At 45.2% G+C, this 17,371-nt stretch carries 14 protein-coding genes; 6 read left to right on the forward strand and 8 right to left on the reverse strand.

Features of this window, described 5'->3' with window-relative positions:
• Window positions 1-137 precede the first annotated feature (137 nt).
• The 3 genes from QT987_RS24215 to QT987_RS24225 all read right to left on the reverse strand — a co-directional run bounded on the left by QT987_RS24215 (window position 138) and on the right by QT987_RS24225 (window position 2,337).
• On the reverse strand, window positions 138-569 hold the full coding sequence (locus QT987_RS24215) for an NUDIX domain-containing protein (RefSeq protein ID WP_333245333.1): 432 nt from the start codon (window positions 567-569) through the stop codon (window positions 138-140).
• Window positions 570-739: 170 nt separating this feature from the next.
• The gene (locus tag QT987_RS24220; protein ID WP_333046970.1) at window positions 740-1,192 is read right to left on the reverse strand and encodes a DUF3531 family protein; all 453 of its coding nucleotides are present in this window, start codon (window positions 1,190-1,192) and stop codon (window positions 740-742) included.
• A 128-nt stretch (window positions 1,193-1,320) separates the two neighbouring features.
• Window positions 1,321-2,337: a Sll0314/Alr1548 family TPR repeat-containing protein gene (locus QT987_RS24225; protein WP_333245336.1), complete on the reverse strand. Its 1,017-nt coding sequence runs from the start codon at window positions 2,335-2,337 to the stop codon at window positions 1,321-1,323.
• Between the two features lie 416 nt (window positions 2,338-2,753).
• Between QT987_RS24225 and QT987_RS24230 the strand changes: the two genes are divergently transcribed.
• Together QT987_RS24230 and rsmG are read left to right on the forward strand one after the other, a co-directional pair.
• Window positions 2,754-3,419: an energy-coupling factor ABC transporter ATP-binding protein gene (locus tag QT987_RS24230; RefSeq protein ID WP_333245338.1), complete on the forward strand. Its 666-nt coding sequence runs from the start codon at window positions 2,754-2,756 to the stop codon at window positions 3,417-3,419.
• A gap of 194 nt (window positions 3,420-3,613) precedes the next feature.
• Window positions 3,614-4,357: a 16S rRNA (guanine(527)-N(7))-methyltransferase RsmG gene (gene rsmG / locus QT987_RS24235; protein WP_333245341.1), complete on the forward strand. Its 744-nt coding sequence runs from the start codon at window positions 3,614-3,616 to the stop codon at window positions 4,355-4,357.
• A 66-nt stretch (window positions 4,358-4,423) separates the two neighbouring features.
• On the opposite strand, the gene QT987_RS24240 is transcribed toward rsmG, so the two are convergent.
• From QT987_RS24240 to rpiA, 4 genes are all read right to left on the reverse strand, one after another.
• Window positions 4,424-5,179 carry a Fe-Mn family superoxide dismutase gene (locus tag QT987_RS24240; RefSeq protein WP_333245344.1) on the reverse strand — a complete coding sequence of 252 codons (756 nt, stop codon included), beginning with the start codon at window positions 5,177-5,179 and terminating at the stop codon, window positions 4,424-4,426.
• A 213-nt stretch (window positions 5,180-5,392) separates the two neighbouring features.
• Window positions 5,393-6,598 (reverse strand): aldo/keto reductase, encoded by a 1,206-nt coding sequence (locus QT987_RS24245; protein ID WP_445299608.1) that lies wholly within the window; start codon window positions 6,596-6,598, stop codon window positions 5,393-5,395.
• A gap of 120 nt (window positions 6,599-6,718) precedes the next feature.
• Window positions 6,719-6,895 carry a hypothetical protein gene (locus QT987_RS24250; RefSeq protein ID WP_333245347.1) on the reverse strand — a complete coding sequence of 59 codons (177 nt, stop codon included), beginning with the start codon at window positions 6,893-6,895 and terminating at the stop codon, window positions 6,719-6,721.
• A 63-nt stretch (window positions 6,896-6,958) separates the two neighbouring features.
• Complete coding sequence (gene rpiA, locus QT987_RS24255; RefSeq protein ID WP_333153978.1) at window positions 6,959-7,675, reverse strand: ribose-5-phosphate isomerase RpiA; 717 nt, start codon at window positions 7,673-7,675, stop codon at window positions 6,959-6,961.
• A 409-nt stretch (window positions 7,676-8,084) separates the two neighbouring features.
• On the opposite strand from rpiA, the gene QT987_RS24260 reads away from it, so the two are divergent.
• Window positions 8,085-8,447: a hypothetical protein gene (locus QT987_RS24260; protein WP_333244303.1), complete on the forward strand. Its 363-nt coding sequence runs from the start codon at window positions 8,085-8,087 to the stop codon at window positions 8,445-8,447.
• A gap of 42 nt (window positions 8,448-8,489) precedes the next feature.
• Window positions 8,490-11,759, forward strand: coding sequence for a tetratricopeptide repeat protein (locus QT987_RS24265; protein ID WP_333245351.1), 3,270 nt, complete (start codon window positions 8,490-8,492; stop codon window positions 11,757-11,759).
• Between the two features lie 380 nt (window positions 11,760-12,139).
• On the opposite strand, the gene QT987_RS24270 is transcribed toward QT987_RS24265, so the two are convergent.
• The gene (locus QT987_RS24270; RefSeq protein WP_333245354.1) at window positions 12,140-16,093 is read right to left on the reverse strand and encodes a PAS domain S-box protein; all 3,954 of its coding nucleotides are present in this window, start codon (window positions 16,091-16,093) and stop codon (window positions 12,140-12,142) included.
• A 296-nt stretch (window positions 16,094-16,389) separates the two neighbouring features.
• Here QT987_RS24270 and QT987_RS24275 point away from each other — a divergent pair, with 296 nt between their 5' ends.
• Window positions 16,390-16,584, forward strand: coding sequence for a hypothetical protein (locus tag QT987_RS24275; protein ID WP_333245357.1), 195 nt, complete (start codon window positions 16,390-16,392; stop codon window positions 16,582-16,584).
• 147 nt (window positions 16,585-16,731) lie between these two features.
• Window positions 16,732-17,322, forward strand: a complete 591-nt coding sequence (locus QT987_RS24280; RefSeq protein WP_333245360.1) for a cytochrome b — start codon at window positions 16,732-16,734, stop codon at window positions 17,320-17,322.
• Window positions 17,323-17,371: the final 49 nt, after the last annotated feature.

The raw sequence follows: 17,371 nt of genomic DNA on the forward strand, positions 1-17,371 counted from the left end.
ATTTTAAAATCCCAAAAGCCTTTCGACCCCAATTATTTGACTGCTACCCCTTGACAGGTCAAGACAGTATCTACGGCAAATATTTTAGGTGTAATTCTCCCATATCAGGTATTTGTTTTTTGGTATTGGTTGAGTTATTAGCCTTCGCAGTAGTCGATAAATTTGTCTGGAACTAGGCGCAATTCGCCCGACCGAAAGCGCTCGATCGGCATCCAAAATGCAGTATGTTCCCCATCTCCGTCTGCAAAATCCAGACTCTCCAATTCATAAAATTTGCGATCGACAAATTCGCACTCATAGAGTTGTATTAGTTCGTGTCCGGCTTGGCCATTAAAAATAAAAAAATTTTCCAAACAAGCCAAATATTTGATATTTGTTAACTCGGCTTTAATTTCTTCTTGAAACTCTCTTCGCAAAGCGTCGATGCTGTGCTCTCCGAATTCTACGCCACCGCCCAGAGCTCGGTAAAATGTGTCTTGTTTGACCGGATCTTCGCATTCTGACACGAAGATGCGATCGCCCGATCGAATTAATCCTAAAACAATTACGCGAATTTTACCTTTTTGCATAATTAGTAATCAATCATTAACTGGTTCCTAGGCTCTGCCTAGGAATCAATGTCCAGAGGCTCTGCCTCGCTTTCGGAGCAGCAAAATAGGAGGCAGAGCCTCCGGATATGTGTTACCAGGCAGAGCCTAGTAACGAGTAGAATCCGCCCCTAATGAGTAATCACTAATGACTAATTATCAGCAGCAAAAGACTCTCGACGGCGACTGTTGTCAACGGGCCAGTTTCTATTTTCCCCGCCAATAATCAGTTTTTCAATCGTTACGAATTCTTTGCTGAGTTGCTGGAAAACATTAATCAAAACATCGAGGCCAATTGCATCGCTAGTGCCCAAATCAAACCAGCAGCGAGCCCAAGAACCTTGATACTCCATTTCTCCCATATTGTGCATCAAAGCCATCATACTTTGGTCGGCTAGATTAACATCGTAATTCATCTGGCTGATATCTAAGCCTTCATCTTGAACTTGCAAATTTTCCGCATTAAATCCTCCGAGTTTTCCCAAGAAAAACCAAGAGTCAAACACTTCTTCAACATACTGTTTTTCACCGTTTGAAGGCACGTTGCTGAACTTCAGCCAAATCCAGAGGTCAAAGGGGTTAAACTCGCGAAACTCTACTTGCATCAATTTTTTCAAAGAAAGGGAATGGAATTGCAGGAATTGGATTGTAGGAGAGAGGAAAATTGGGAGAGAGGGAGACAGGGAAAATTTTCCTCCTGACTCCTGACTTCTGACTTTTACTCTGACTCTTTTTATAGTGGTGGTAAGGCTGCCGGCCCCCAGACTCCATCTGCATCTCTGATTTTATCGCGCATCGGGTCGCAGGCGCGAGATTGGCTGTCGAGACGGTTACGGGTTCTGCACTGCTGAAAGAAGATTTCGGCTACTAAACTGCGCGGCAGTTGGTCTGGTTTTGCTAAGGCGGCGTCGAAGTTTTTTCGGGCTTCCTCAAGTAAGGTTTTGTTGCTGTCTTTTCCCTGGGATTTGGAGAACAAAATTTGTGCTTTTAGATAGAGAAGTTCGGGATTGTTGGGCGTTTCTGCTAGGGATTTGTTGGCAAACTCTAAAGCGCGATCGTACTTTTTCAAGTCTCGATAGCCTACTGCCATGCCGCGATAAGCTAAGTAGCGGGGAGAGGCTTTTTGTTCGAGTCTTTGAATGGCTTCGTTGGGGTTGGAAAAGGGCAGGTTTGTGGCTAGCATTAAGTCCATGTAGCCTTTGATTAGGTTGAGTTCGGGGTCGTTGGGAGCTATTTTTTCTGCGGCCTCTAGGTATTGAAATACTACTCGCAATTTACTCAAAGCTTGGGGCGCGCCTTTGGCTGTTCCTTCTTTGGCTATAATGTTCGCCCCTTCTAGAAAGTGACCTGCTGCTGTGTAAATATTGCCGCGCAATGGATTAGTTTTAGTCAATTTTTCGCCGACTTCGCGGGTTTTTTGCGCGTAGGAATTCATCGAGTTTAAGTCCTGCTCGATGTATGAGAGGGAGGCTGCCATTGCATAGGCTAGCGGCTCGTTTGGTTCGGTGGATAGTGCTTGTTGAACTTGTGCTTTTGCTTGTTTGTAGTTTCCTTGCTGAAACATTGTTTTGAAAGCGGTTTCGGTGTTGGGCCCGATCGCCTGCGGGTTGCTGCTGCGAAAGGGATCGCCCGCTACTGCTGAGTTAATGCAGATGCTGAGGGCGATCGCTCCTGCACAGGCGATCGCCCGCACTGTCTGTTTAGAACTTAACATTTGCTTGCCCACCGATGCTAAAGGAGTTTTCGTCATCGTCAATTCTCTCAATGTAATATACTGTAAACTAGAAACAAGAGAGTTAAATTTTCAGACTTTCGGGCCGCCACCAAAAAAAGAGTGAAATTTGCTTGATTTTTTGTGGTTGTTGAGGTATATTTTAATAATGGGAGTGTGACTTGTAATATATTGACGGACAGATTTCCATTATTAAACTATACCATGAAAAAACAGAAAAATCAAACGCCACTCCTGAAAAAAAAAGGAAATTTTTGTTAAGATTTATGTAAAATAATTGTGTGCGATCGACCCCTGCCAAAAACAGCCTTAACTATCAATAGCACAACCAGAAGTTCCCCCCTCCAACAATAACTATTTTTCTGATTGTTGACTGTTGAGTGTTAACAACTGCCAACTAACAACTGCCAACTGCCAACTAACAACTGCCGTTAATGCTTTATCTAAAAAACTTAGTATATCATCCTACCGCCTGTCCGAATCCTATTCTGAAAAATATTAACTTAGAACTGCCATCGCAGCAAATGGGGCTGATTGTGGGTCGCAGCGGTTCAGGCAAAAGTACGCTATTAGAAATATTAGCAGGTTTAGCCGAAAAAACTAGCGGCGATATCCGTTGGCGGGAACAGGAATTAACACCCGAACACTTGCAACAGTTAGGAGGGTTAGTATTCCAGTTTCCCGAAAGGCATTTTTGCGGAGGCACAATTTTAGAAGAATTGCGGTTGGGGCATCCTGAATTGGGACAAGAACAAATTAACTCAGCAATGGCAGAAGTGGGACTAGGACATTTGCCGCTGCGCGCTTCCCCCCACGCTTTGAGCGGCGGACAACAGCGCAGGGTAGCCCTGGCGGTGCAGCTAATTCGGCAGCCGCATTTGCTACTTTTGGACGAACCGACGGCGGGTTTAGATTGGTCGATGCGGCGGCAGTTGGTAAGCTTGTTGAGTAAGTTGAAAAGTCACTGGACTTTGTTGATTGTTACTCACGATGCTAGCGATTTGTTGAGTGTAGCCGATAAATTTTGGACTCTAAACCACGGGGATTTGCAAGAGGTCGATCGGGCTAAATTAGAAGCTAAGGAAACGAGTTGCGTTTGATTTTTTTGGCGTTTCCAATGGTTTCCCGGCTAATAGAATTCGCGTCTAAATCAATTGGGAGCGAATAGAATTCGCTTCTACACAAACAAAGTCCGACTGCGCGGACTGAAGAAATTGTCGGCGAATAAAATTCGCGACTACACAAACAAAGTCCGCCTGTGCGGACTCAAAGAAAAGAGTGGAAATAGAATCTGATGAATGATATTAAAATGCCTGTGTTGCCCCAGATGAACGAGTTGTGGCAAAAAACGCTGAATTGGCAGCCGAATGAGTCGCAGCAACAACAATTTCAGCGACTTTATGAGTTAATTGTCGAGGGAAATCGCTCCTTGAATTTAACTCGAATTACTGAGCCAATGGAGTTTTGGGAAAAACATTTGTGGGATTCTCTGCGGGGAATTGCCAGACTGCTGCCAACTAATCACAATTCGGCGGAAAATCCCGAATTGGCCGCCGAGTCGGTTCAGAAAGCGATCGATATCGGGACAGGTGGGGGTTTTCCGGGTCTGCCGATCGCGATCGCCCTGCCGCATTTATCAGTTACCTTGCTCGATTCTACGCGCAAAAAAATTACTTTTTTGGAAACAGTTGTACCGTCTTTAGGGATAGAGAATGCGGCGACTTTGTTGGGCCGCTCCGATGAAATTGCCCGACAGCCACAGCACAAACAAGCTTATGATTTAGCCGTTCTTCGAGCAGTGGGAGCAGCTTCTCTCTGCGCTAAATGCGCGCTGCCTCTGCTGAAAAATGGCGGTTTGGCTGTACTTTACCGTGGGAATTGGACGGTGGAGGAAGAAACTGAGTTGCAAAGGGCGATCGAGCATTTGGGCGGCACAGTTGAGTCAGTCGAAGCATTCACAACGCCGACGAGTCAGGGGGCGCGGCACTGCGTTTACTTGCGGAAAGTTGTACAGCAGTTCGATCGTCCCGTGCGCTAGTAGGGACACGGCACTGCCGTGTCCTGTATTTCATCGGCCGTGTCCTGTATTTCATCTAATTGAAAACTACCCGATCGCCTGTTCGTAGCGCTTGTTAATTTCCGCCCAATTAACCACATTCCACCAAGCTTTTAAGTAGTCGGCGCGCAAATTTTGGTATTTGAGATAATAAGCGTGTTCCCAAACATCGTTACCCATAATTGGATAGTTGCCCTCCATGAAAGGAGTGTCTTGATTTGCTGTAGTTGTAATCTCAAGTTTGCCAGCTTTATTACGGACTAGCCACACCCAACCGCTGCCAAAACGCTTGGCGCCGGCATCGTTAAATTTTGTTTTAAAATCGTCCACACTGCCGAAATTTTGCTGGATTGCTGTTGCAATTGCCCCTGTGGGTTCGCCGCCGCCGTTGGGGCCCATGATTTCCCAAAACATACTGTGATTTAGGTGTCCGCCGCCATTGTTACGCACGGTTGTGCGAATATCTTCCGGCACTTTGCTCAAATCTCGCAGCATATTTTCCGCAGTGATATTTTTTAGTTGCGGGTATTTACTGACAGCATCGTTGAGGTTTTTAACGTAGGCGGCATGGTGTTTGTCGTGGTGAAATTGCATTGTCCGCGCATCGATGTGCGGTTCTAAAGCATTGTATTCGTAGCGCAGAGGTGGCAGTGTAAAAGGCCCCGGAGTTTGGGCTATTTTTGGGCTTTCTGCAATTGGACTTGCTTGAGATACATTATTTCCTGATGCTTGGCAAGCACCTCCGGTAATAGCTCCGACGCTGGCCGTCAGCAAATACAAGAAATCTCGGCGTTTGAGAGTCATAAAAAGTACCTAAGTGAATTATTAACTGTTTTATCTCAGATTAAAGCAAAATGGGAGTGAGTTGAGAAAAAAAGTTGTATCGCCCGAATGGATGAGACGGATGGGCGATGGTGGTGAGAGTTTCTCAAGTATAGGCTAATTGTATGCGCGTAACTAACTCACGTGCTCCGGTTCACCAATCCGGTTTCTGTCTCGAAACCGGGTTTTTTTTGATTATTCTTGGGACAAGCGTTGGATGGCTTCGCCTCCAAAAAGCCGATCGGCTGCTTGGAGAATACCGGGAATTTTAGCAGCGTGGGGACTGTGGGCTAGGCAGCGGCGCAAGTCTAATTCATCGAGGCGATGGCGTTCCGCCCCGCAAGCTACGGCTTTTTGGCCTGGGAACCAGTGACTGGCATTACCTAAAAGGTTGTAGCGCATCTTGCAATAGTCGATCGTATCGTAAGCCTGCGCCAAATTCCACAGCCACAAAATCACATAAATATTAATACCTCCGGGAGTATTTTCGATAGTTGGTAAACCGACGTGCCAAGTCTTAAACCACTCTTCTCCTAATTTATCAATGGCTGCTTTTTCTAACTTTTCTAATATCGGTGGCAAAATTTCATCGGCTCTATCTAACAATTCTACAGCTTTCAGATGCTCGTTAAAATCTTCAGGTTTGGCTGCGCCCAAACTCAAAGTGTGTACTTGCGGATGCGACAAACAAAACAAATCATTAAACACCATCGGACTCAACGGATAGCACAAGTCTACCAATTTTTGCGGCGGGCTGTAAAGTTGACCGCCTTTATCGGAAGGACTGATAATAAAAACGCCCATATCGTGACGTTTAGCAGCTTCTATTGCCGGCCAATTACTTTGATTGATGTAGTACCAGTGCAAGTTAAGATAATCAAATTGATTTGTTTCAATTGTTTTGACAATTACATCCGTCGGGCCGTGAGTTGAGAAACCAATAAACTTAACTTTGCCTTCTGCTTGCAACTTTCTCGCCACATCCATGCAGCCGCCCGGACGGATAGACTCGTCTAGCAATTCCCATGTATTAATGCCGTGCAGCGACAGTAAATCGACGTATTCCAGTTGCAAATAAGCTAAGGATTTATCAAATTCTTCGCGAAACTCTTGGGAGTTGGGTTTGGGACTAACTTTCGTTTGCACTATCAAGTTTTCGCGGGGAAACTTCGGCAAAATTCGCCCCAATTGCATCTCGGAAGTGCCGTAACCGCGAGCAGTTTCTATGTGATTGATGCCGCATTCAATCGAGTAGCTAATCGTCGCTTCTAGATTTTGTTGATTGTCTGGGGGAATTTCATTGGCTGGCACGTCTTGCCATTTGTACTGATATCTCATGCCACCGCAGGAAAAGACGGGCATGGATAATTCTGTGCGACCGAATCTGCGATATTTCATCATCATAATCAAAGTCAAAGTTATAGAAGAAGGAAGAAGGAAGAAGGAAGAAGGAAGAAGGAAGAAGGAAGAAGGAAGAAGGGAGATGTAACAATCGCAAGGGTTTTACTGATTAAGAACTTCTTAAGAGTCTTGGCGGTTGCTATAGGGTAAGAAACCTTGTTTTTGGTGTTTTTGCGGGCTGTAAATCGCATATTGCAGCATTCTCCTGAACAGGCAAGATGCCTGTTCCACAAAGAGTTTTTGCAGCATTTTCCTGAACAGGCAAGATGCCTGTTCCACAAAGAGTTTTTGCAGCATTCTTCTGAACAGGCAAGATGCCTGTTCCACAAAGAGTTTATGACCAAACCTGGGCAATTTTGACTATTTAGAAATTTCGCGTACCACTGGTTTTCCGTCTTGGATTTCGCCGACTAAAACTAAATCTGTACAGTCTACAAACAAACCATTTTCTAACACACCGGGAATGTTATTCAAGCTTTTTTCCATTTCTCCGGGGTTGGCAATGTCATCAAATTTGACATCAATTACCATATTACCTTGATCGGTAATTACGGGGCCTGCTTTTTTCACGCCCATGCGGAGTTCGGGTTTGCCACCCAATTTTTCAATGGCGCGCATCACTGGTGTTAATGCCATCGGTATAACTTCGATGGGCACGCGAAAAGTCGAACCCAATTTATCTACGATTTTGGAACTGTCAACTACTACAATAAACTGAGTGGCGAGGTAATCGACTACTTTTTCGCGGGTGTGGGCTGCGCCGCCACCTTTAATTAAGTTGAGGTGGGGATCTACTTCGTCAGCGCCGTCAATAGCTACATCAATTCTGTCAATTTCATCTAGTGTTGTCAGCGGTACTCCGTACTGTTTGGCTAACACTTCTGATTGAAAAGATGTCGGCACTCCCTTGATATCTTTGAGTTCACCTGATTTTATGCGATCGCCCAATGCTTGAATAGTATAAGCTGTAGTTGACCCGGTGCCGAGTCCGACAATCATACCAGATTTTACGCGATCGGCGGCAGCAAAGCCGACTTGCTGTTTCATCAATTTTACGGGATCTTGTTCTGTGGTCATGTTCGGTACTCCTTAATAGTTTTAAGATTATACCATTTATTATGGATTTATTTAACCGCAGAGAGCGCAGAGAACGCAGAGAGGAAGAAGATGAAGAGAGGGAACTGGCAAATTATTTCAAGTGGGAACTTCTCTCTTTTTTCTCTGCGCCTTCTGCGTCCTCTGCGGTTAAATAAAAAAATCTAGTTCACAAATCGGTGGATAATTGCCACAATGAAAATCTGATTTCTCGATATCGAAATTCGTCAATCTGTTTCCATAACCATATTAAACTATTTTCAAGCATGAAAGTACACCAAATATACGACAATGATAACCAGCTTTTTTTTGTCAACTTTACCGCCAGTGCCAGGAAACAGAAGGCGTCGAGTACGTCGGTTCCGTACCGCAACCCGAACTCGTCCGGCAACTGCGTTCAGTCGCGGTTTTAGCTTACTCGAATACCTGTTTGGAAACGTCATCTATTGTCGCGATGGAGGCGATGGCCTGCGGTTGCCGGATTGTGACGAGTGCATTGGCAGCTTTGCCGGAAACAACTGCTGGATTTGCCCGTCTAGTTTCCATGTCAGGGGTGGAAAATTTGGCATCGGTAACTAATTGGAAGCGGGCGGGTAAACCAGATTGGGAGGGATATACAAGGCGGTTTTTAGAGGCGATAGTCGGAGTTTTAAAAGAGGGCGCGGGTGCGGGCGGCGCAACTGCTGAAAATCATCTGAGACAGCAGGTAGAATATATAAATCGAGGGTGTACTTGGTCTGTGCGATACCGATAGTGGGTAGAATGGTTGAATATTATTAGTGTAAAATCTGTAAGAGTGGCAGAGCAAATGATCGGGAATTCTTTAGTAGGTTTAGAGGCAGTGAGAGATTATTTTCAAAAGGGAAATTGGCGGAAAGAGCGAGGCGATCTCGGTGGCGCTATCGAGAATTATCAGAAAGCTTTAGAGTTTAATCCCGAAGATGCGGAAGTTCATAAAAAGTTGGCGGAAGTTTATGTTTTGCAAGGAGAATTTGAAAAGGCGATCGCCTCTTGCAATCTCGCGATTAAATTCAAACCGAATTTTGCTGCAGCTTACTTGACCATGGGCAATGCCCTGCACAGTCAAAACAAGCTGGAAAGGGCAATTCAAGCTTACTTGCAAGCTTTAAAAATTCAGCCAGAATTTGCCGAAGCTAGCGCAAATCTCGGCAGTATGTATTACAAGTTAGGGCAATTGGAACAGGCGGCAAATTATTACCAAAAAGCTCTTGCCATTAATCCTCAATTAAGCTCAGTTAATTTGATGCTGGGCAGCGTTTTGCAGCAGCAAGGAAAGTTAGATGCAGCAATTAATTGCTATCAAAAAGTGCTGCAACAGCAACCGGAAGATGCCACCGCTGCTGAGAAATTAGCGAGTTTAATCGCACAAAAAGAGCGGGCAACTACTGACAGCAACTTTATCGAATTAGAAACAGAATCAGGGGAATCGCAACCAGTATCGGTCAACAAAGATGAAGGCTACGGCTTGCAGCCTTCGAGCATCAATTTGCCGCCAGCACCAACCACTGAGACTTTAAATACTCCGTTTACAAATCCCGCCGAACTTTCCGAACAAGTTACATCGTTAAATGTTCCCGATGCCGGACAAGTTGCCAATTTTGAAGAAGTAGAACCGTACAAAAAACTGGCAGAAAACTTTTTAGTTCAAGGTAAAATTAAAGAGGCGATCGCAGCTTGTCAGCAAGCGATAAAAATTCGACCGGATTTCATCCATGCTTACGTCACTTTAGGCAATGCCTTGCAAGCAGTAGGCAAAACTGAAGCTGCCATTCGTTCATATTCTCAAGCCCTAGAATTGCAGCCAAATTTTGCGGAAGTGCGCGCCAATATCGGCAGTATGTATTTCAAATTGGGGCGTTTGGAAGAAGCGATCGCCCATTATCAGCAAGCCATCGCCCTGAGTCCCGATTTAGCGGGAGCTCACTGGAATTTAGGGAAAGTATATCAGCAACACGGCAACATCGAAGCAGCGATCGCCTGTTTTAAAAGAACATCCGAACTCAACCCGCAGCTAGTCGGTGCAGACTTCCACTTTAACTTAGGTAATCGACTTTTCAGCCAAGGAAAGCGCGATGAAGCCATCGAATGCTACGAAAAAGCGATCGCCATTAAACCGGATTGGGCCGAAGCTTACGGTAACATCGGCAGCGCGCGATCGCAACAAGGCAATCTCGACGCCGCCATCGCTTACTATCAGAAAGCTGTAGCTTTAAAGCCGCATTTAGAAGTTCTGCACTTCAATATAGCCAACTCTTTTTTACAGCAAAACAAGTACGAAGAAGCGATTACTAATTATCAAAACACTCTGAAAATCAAGCCCAACTGGCCGGAAGTTCACGCTAACCTCGGCAGTTGTTTTTCCATGCAGGGGCGGCTGGAAGAAGCTTTAGCCAGCTATCAGCAAGCTTTGGCATTAAAACCGAATTGGGCAGAGGTTTACTGTCGGATGGGGCACATTCAAAAACAAGATAAGCCCTTGGAGGCGATCGCCAAATTTGAAAAGGCGATCCAATGCAACCCCAAATACAGCGAAGCCTACCAACAACTGTGCGACTTGCTAAGCCATTCCACCAACCTCGCCGGAGCCCGCAACGTCGCCGACAAATACTGCGAAAACTGCGGCGATGTCGCCCCAGTCATGTCAGCTACAGCCTACGTCTTTTCCTACCTGCAATCAGGTGTCAGCAAACAGGCAATTCAGAAACTCGAAGAAATCGAAAAACTCTGCTACGAAAAGGTCGAAAGTTTTACCACAATCGAACTAAAACTGCTCTACGAAATCTTCCTCTTTGCAGTTTCTCACCTGCGAGACAACCGCGAAAAAAATGCCAGTTTCTACAGACTCATTGCCAAAGAATACTACCAAAAAGCCGTTCCTAAGCGCCAGGAAATTAACAGAAGCAACCTAGCCAAGTACCAAACAAAAGAACAGCGTCCTTTAAAAATCGGCTTCCTTTCCAAACACTTCCGCCGCCACTCAGTAGGCTGGTGCAGCGAAGCTTTAATTCGCGAATTAAGCCACATCACCCCCCACGTTCACCTTTACGTCACCGGGAAACTCCACCGAGATGAAGTTACGCAGCGGTTTGAAGACATGGCGGGCAAGTTTTACTGGCCTAAAAAATATCCAAACGGCTTTGCTGACGGCGGCGAAATCTTTGCCGAAGTAGCGCAAGACAACTTGGATGTTTTGATAGACTTAGACTCGATGACAGTGCCCACAAATGTCGAAGTGCTGTATCAATATCCTGCGGGTATTTGCGTTTCTTGGCTGGGATTTGACGCACCCTACATTTCAGATAATCACTACTTTCTGTGCGACGAACACACTCACCCCCCTGGTGTTGAAAAAAATTACTTAGAACAGTTAGTAAGATTGCCTGCTGGTTCGGTAGCAATTGGCGCACTGCAAAGCATTCCTGTGAACCGAGAGGCGATTAGAAACGCTCTCGGAATTGGCTTGGATCAAATGACTTATCTGTGCGTTGCGCCAGGGAGAAAAACTAATCCCGAAATGGTACGAGCTCAAGTTCAAATCCTTAAGGAAGTACCAGATAGTGTGTTAATCCGCAAAGGTCAAGGCGACCCCGATATTATTCACAGCACTTACCGCGAAGAATGCGAAATTCAGGGAGTAGATTTTGCTCGGATTAAGTTTATAGGTCAAACCAGAAGTGAAGAAGAACACCGCGCTATTTATTATGTAGCCGACGTGCTTTTAGATTCCTATCCTTACAACGGCGGCACTCACAATTTAGAGGCTTTGTGGGCGAATTTGCCAGTGGTAACTCGATCCGGCGACCAATATCTTTCGCGCATGGGTTACGCTTTTCTGAAAAGTGCAAATCTTGATGTAGGTGCGGCGTGGAGTTGGGAAGAATACACGCAGTGGGGAGTTAAGTTTGGTCGTGATGCGGGTTTCAGAAATGCGGTGAAAGAGCATTTAGTAAAATCTAAGCAGCCAGAACATCTCGCACCTTTGTGGAATCCTAAAAAGTTAGCCGAGGATATGTATAAGGTGTTTCAAAAACTGTTAGCGAAATAGGTGAGTAATTGCTATAGCAATCCCCAATCAATTGCGAACTCCTTCCTTGCTCTTTTCTCTTCCTCTGCGCTCTCTGTGTCCTCTGCGGTTCAATAAAAAAAGAGACATCGGGTAGAGAAACGTGGTTTTTGGATATTTGTACGCTACTCACGGTAAAGTTTTGTAAAAAAATCAGTGGAAATGCGTAAAAAATCCGCGCTGAGTCTGATAGATAAATAGCTGATTCATAGTACCGCGATCGCACTAACTTTATGCCAGTTAGGGCGATCGTTTTTTTAGTAATACCAGTTTCAAACAAGAATGCAACTGTAGACAAGCCCCAAACCAGCAGCTTCATCAGTAATTCCAAAATCTAAAATCTCAAATTTAAAATAACCTGATTACTCATTAATAGCCACTCGATCGCGCCCGCCCGACTTAGCTCGATACAGTGCCTTATCTGCAGCTTCAATCAGCATTTTCGGGGAATTTTGACTTTGCGAAACGGCCGCAACTCCCAAGCTGAGAGTCACGCAATCGCTGACAACAGACTTAATGTGGGGAATTGCTAAGGCTTTGACGCGGCTGCGGATTCCCTCAGCAACAGCCTGTGCAGCCACGACATCCGTATTTGGCAAAATTACCCCAAATTCCTCGCCGCCGTACCTAGCAGCTAAATAGAGGCGCTCTGCGGGTGCGTTTGTGCAAGCATCTCCGATCGCCCGCGCCACTTGCTGCAAACAAGCATCCCCGGCTTGGTGGCCGTAATTGTCGTTGTAAAGTTTAAAACAGTCAATGTCGCACATAATCAAAGATAGCGGTTCCGAAGAGCTCGACTGCTCCCATTCTCGGTTGATCACCTCGTCAAAACGGCGGCGGTTAGCTAGTTGAGTCAGACTGTCCAAATTCGCCAAGCCGTCCAACCGCTGGTTGGCAGCAGCTAGCTGCTGGTAAAGTAAAGATTGTTCGATCGCGATCGCAACTTGAGTACCCAACTGACTCAGCAAATCCACATCAAACTGCTGCCACTGGCGGGGTGCCGAACAGTGGTGGGCAATCAGTAAACCCCACAACTTCGGCACTTGACAAGAACTGTTACCTTCCCTAGGTTCTATGCCCTGCTGGACAATCGGCACTACCAAATTTGCCTTCACCTGACAAGTCTCCAAAAAATTAAGATGACACTCGCTCAAATTAGAAGCATGAATATCCTCTATGGCGCGAATGCGACCCTTTAAATACTGTCCGATGTAAGTATTGGCAAAACAGCAATCGTCAATTCCCATCCCCTTGAGTGGCATCCATCCTTCTGCAACCGACTCCACCACCACATCTCCGTTCCAGTCGGGTCGGAAGCGGAAAACCAGCACGCGATCGGTTGCCAAAAACTCCCGCACTTCCGCTACTGTAGTGTTGAGAATATCTTGGAGATCCAGAGAAGAACGAATGCGCGATTGAATCTGCCCGATCAGGCGTTCCCGTTCTATTTGTTGCCGCAGCGCGACTTGGGCTTGCTTACTTTCAGTAATGTCCCGACCTTCCGGCAGCAACAATACTATTTTGCCAGTTTCATCCGCGACCGGTTTGAGAGAAAAATCAACAGTTGCCGTCCGATTTACACCTTGAACTTCCACTTCATAGCGGACAAATTCACCTTTTGCCGATCGAGAAATCGCCTCTTGCAACTGTTCCTGAACTTCCTCAGCATCTCCCCACCAAGGCAATAGCCAAAACGGTTTATTAGCCACATCCCGTAGCTTAATTCCTGCAAAATCTAGAGAAGTTTGGTTAGCTTCCAGCAGAGTGCCGTCCGGTTTCAATAAGCTCACAAATTGGAAAGAAGAATCAAAAATTGCCCGAAAGCGCCTTTGAGAATCTCCCAACATTGCCGTCACCTTTTCGCGAGAGGTAATATCCCGGAAGCGCCACACCCTGCCAATAATATTTTGTCCGACTCGAATTGGCTGCGTGTAGCGCTCAAAAGTGCGGCCGTCTTTAAATTCTAGAATATCGCAACCTTCCGACTCCGCATCGCTATAAAATTCTTTAACTCTCTGCAAAAAAGCCCTCGGATCTTTCACTTGCTTCGTGAGAAATGCCAGCCGCACCGTTCTATCCATTGAGTTTCTAACTTCTTCATAAATTCCCCACATTTGAACTAACTTTTCGTTATAACTAATCATTTCTCCGGCGGTAGTAACGGCGAGAATGCCGTCTGCCGTTGCTTCTAAGGTAGCGTGCAGCAGAGAGCGCGATCGCTCTAATTCTGCTGCGAGCAATTTGCGTTCCGTGAGGTCTCGGACTGCTTTTACCTGGACTAAACGACCTTCCCAAAATACGAATTTGCTGCGAACATCAGCAGGAAAAGCAGTTCCATCTCGCTTGAGAAAAATAGTTTCACAGACTGTATTGCTGGCTGCAGAAATCATTTGCGACGCCTGTTTGTATGATTTCGGCGACAGTAGTTCCAGCAAGCTCATTCCCGCCATTTCCGCAGGTTCGTAACCGAAAAGTTGGGCAAAATTGCTGCTGACGCTCAAAATTGTGTCGCGGTCAGCCACGGCAACTGCTTCAAAATAAGCTTCGCATTCGAGCAAGCGTGCTGCTGACTGGCTGCTGCCATTTTCGCCGGAAGAATAGCTGTTGTTAATTAACTGTTGCAATTGCGTATTTGCCGAGTACAAAGCGGTCATGGCTTGCCTGTACATAGCAGTACGTTTTTCTACTTTTTGTGCGAGGCGATCGCGATATTCTCGCAGTTCTTTTTCGACTCTAATTAAATCAGTAATATCTACTGCAAACACGATTACACCAGCGACTTTACCTGTTTCATCGCGGTAAGGTATTTTATCTGTCCGCACCCAGCATTTTTGACCAGAGGCTGTTGGCAGTAGTTCGACTTGGCCCTGCTTGGGAACGCCAGAATTGATTACTTCCAAATCTTCTAAATAATATTGCTCTGCTTCGTCTGGATAGATTTCATAAAAAGATTTACCTTCTAATTGATCTGCGGGCAAACCTCTCGATGCAGCCGCGGCTTGATTAATTCGCAGCAGGCGACTTTCGGTATCTTTGAGCCAAATCATCGCCGGCACGGAATCAAAAATTATTTGCTGTTCTTGTTGCTGCAGGCGTAGTTCGGCTTCGGCTTGCTTTCTTTTAATTATTTCTTTTTGCAGTTTGTGGTTAGCTTTTTTGAGTTCAGCCGTGCGTCTTTCTACTCTTTCTTCTAGTTGATCGTAGTATTGGCTTAGCAAGTTTTGCTGCTGTTCGTGCCGCATTGCTTCTAATTTTAACTTTTCGCTAGCTGACAAACTTGAGGATACAAAATCTGCTAATATTTGGGTAAATTCGTGTTCTTCTTCCGTCCAATCACCGTCCGAACCCTGGCGTTCGGCGCTGACTATTCCCAAGCTTTTACCTGCTAGCACAATCGGTACGTTCAACAAGGAAGTCGCGCCCCGATCGAGCAAATAAAGACCGACAAGTTCTCGCGTTCTGGGGTCATTTTCTGCAGCCACAGTTGCGATCGCACTTGCCGATTTTAAAGCTTGAAAATATGCCGGACAGTCTGCTGCTGTGATGATTATTTGTACAGAATGGAGTTTAGTATTTTGTTCGTAAAGGTCAATGCAGTGAAGCTGCGTTTTGTCTTCGCCATACAGCCAAATACTGGCTCGATCGCAGTTGACAATACTGACAGCGGTTTCTGTTACTTCGCGGATGAAGTCTTCTATATTGTGGCGTTCTTTAAGTTGACTTTTGGCTAATTTTGCGATCGCCAAAGTTGGACTGCGCCAATTTCCTCTCTGGTTGGGCGGCATGGGTGACTGCGAAGCAGCCTTAATTTCTTCGCAAACTAACAGTACAGCCGGCCGTTGGAAATTGGCAATTGAACGACCATTAGTATTTTCCTCTATTTTCCAATCTACCGCCGGCATTGCGCGCGCGGTAGCTTTTACCCTAATAATCTTGCCGTCTTTGCAAGTCAAGCAGCCTTCCCAACAGGCAACTTTTGGAGTTGACGTACCGTTTTCCGGCTGGGCCAATCCAGCAAATTCTGCCTGCATTTTGCCTTGTTCTTGGCAGTAAAATATGTTAAAAATTGAATGACAAATTAATTCCTGCGATTTGTAGGCGAGGCGAGACGCGCCGAATTGATTGAGCGAAAAAACTCTTCCCAAAGCATCTAGAACGAAGTAAATGCCCGGAAAATTCTCGTAGAGAGTTCCATACCAATCTTGTTCGACTTGTTGGCTGCACGCAAGTTTTGCTGTCGCGAACTCGCCCTCTGTGTCGATCAAGTGAGAATAGTTGGTTTCGGGGTTGCTTGAATTACTTTTTTTAGCAAACACTTTTAGCTTAACTCGACTGTAATTAATTTTACTTTCTGGAATTTAACTTTTTTGTGAAACTAAATTAAACCTGTTGTTTGAAAAAAGTTACAAGTTGTAACAAAAATACCACTTGTCCAGCACCCTGATTTTCGCTTCCCAATGCAACCACTGTGTTTGTTTGTAGTTAGTAGACCGTCTGCCGACGATATTTCCCGCTAGTTGCAATGCCAGCAGGTTTAGCTGCAATTACCCAGTCTGTACTTTTAGCATCCTAGACAATAAAAAAAATCGGCAATCAATAGTTTTAAGTATATATGATAACACTCAAATACCTAGTATTGGGACTGACCTACTTCGGATTGGGTTTGGGATATTTGCCGGGGCTGCGGATGAACAGGGCAGCGGTTGCAATTATCGGGTCAGCTTTTGCGGTGGCTTTGGGGATACTCGACCTGAAAACTGCTTGGGAGGCGATCGACCCTAGTACGATCGTTTTGTATTGGGAATGACGATCGTGAATCTAATTAATTAGACTGTTTAATAAATATTTATAATACTTAAGTTAAGTAAATCTTATAATGCACAATCGGCCACGAGCTTTAGTCCTATAGTTTATACTTAATCTTGTGCAGCAAACGCTAAGGAGGTAATAAAGAATGACTACCCTAAAACCCGCTGCGAAACCCAGACTTAATTCTGCGTTCAAACAACTGATGTCCTTACACTGGGTAATGTCAGCTTGCTATTTAGTGCTGTTTATTACCGGTACTTCTATGGCTCGATTGCCAAGAGAAGTGTTTATTCGAGGCCCCCTTTACGATTTCCACAAATCCGTAGCGGTGCTGACAATGGCTTTGCTGACTTGGCGGATTTTAACTCTGCTGCGGGTATGGTGGAAAAAATATACGAAACGCCTGCCAAAGTTTACTAAGGAATGGTACAAAAATTTTGCTCTGCACGCGACTTTGTACGTTTTTATGTGGCTAGTTCCGGTTAGTGGTTTCTTTTTTTCTAACTCTTTCAAAAGTAACAATGTGAAATTTTTCGGCATGGTTTTGCCGGATATGTTTCCGCAGAATTCCGCAATGGTTGATTTGGGAAGGAGTTTGCATTTTTGGCTGGCGTACACATTTTTAGCGTTTGTAATTTTGCATATTTTAGATCAGAAGAAAGTTGTGAGAGCTAATTGGCGTAGGTTAACAAATTTTGTTAGGACTAAGTTCCCAAAGTCTCAACAGGTTGGATAAATTTGCGATGGGGTACTATAGCCTTTGTCAGAAAGATGAGGTACTCATG

The organism is Microcoleus sp. SVA1B4, assembly GCF_036700545.1.
In the GTDB taxonomy this organism is placed as follows: domain Bacteria; phylum Cyanobacteriota; class Cyanobacteriia; order Cyanobacteriales; family Microcoleaceae; genus Microcoleus.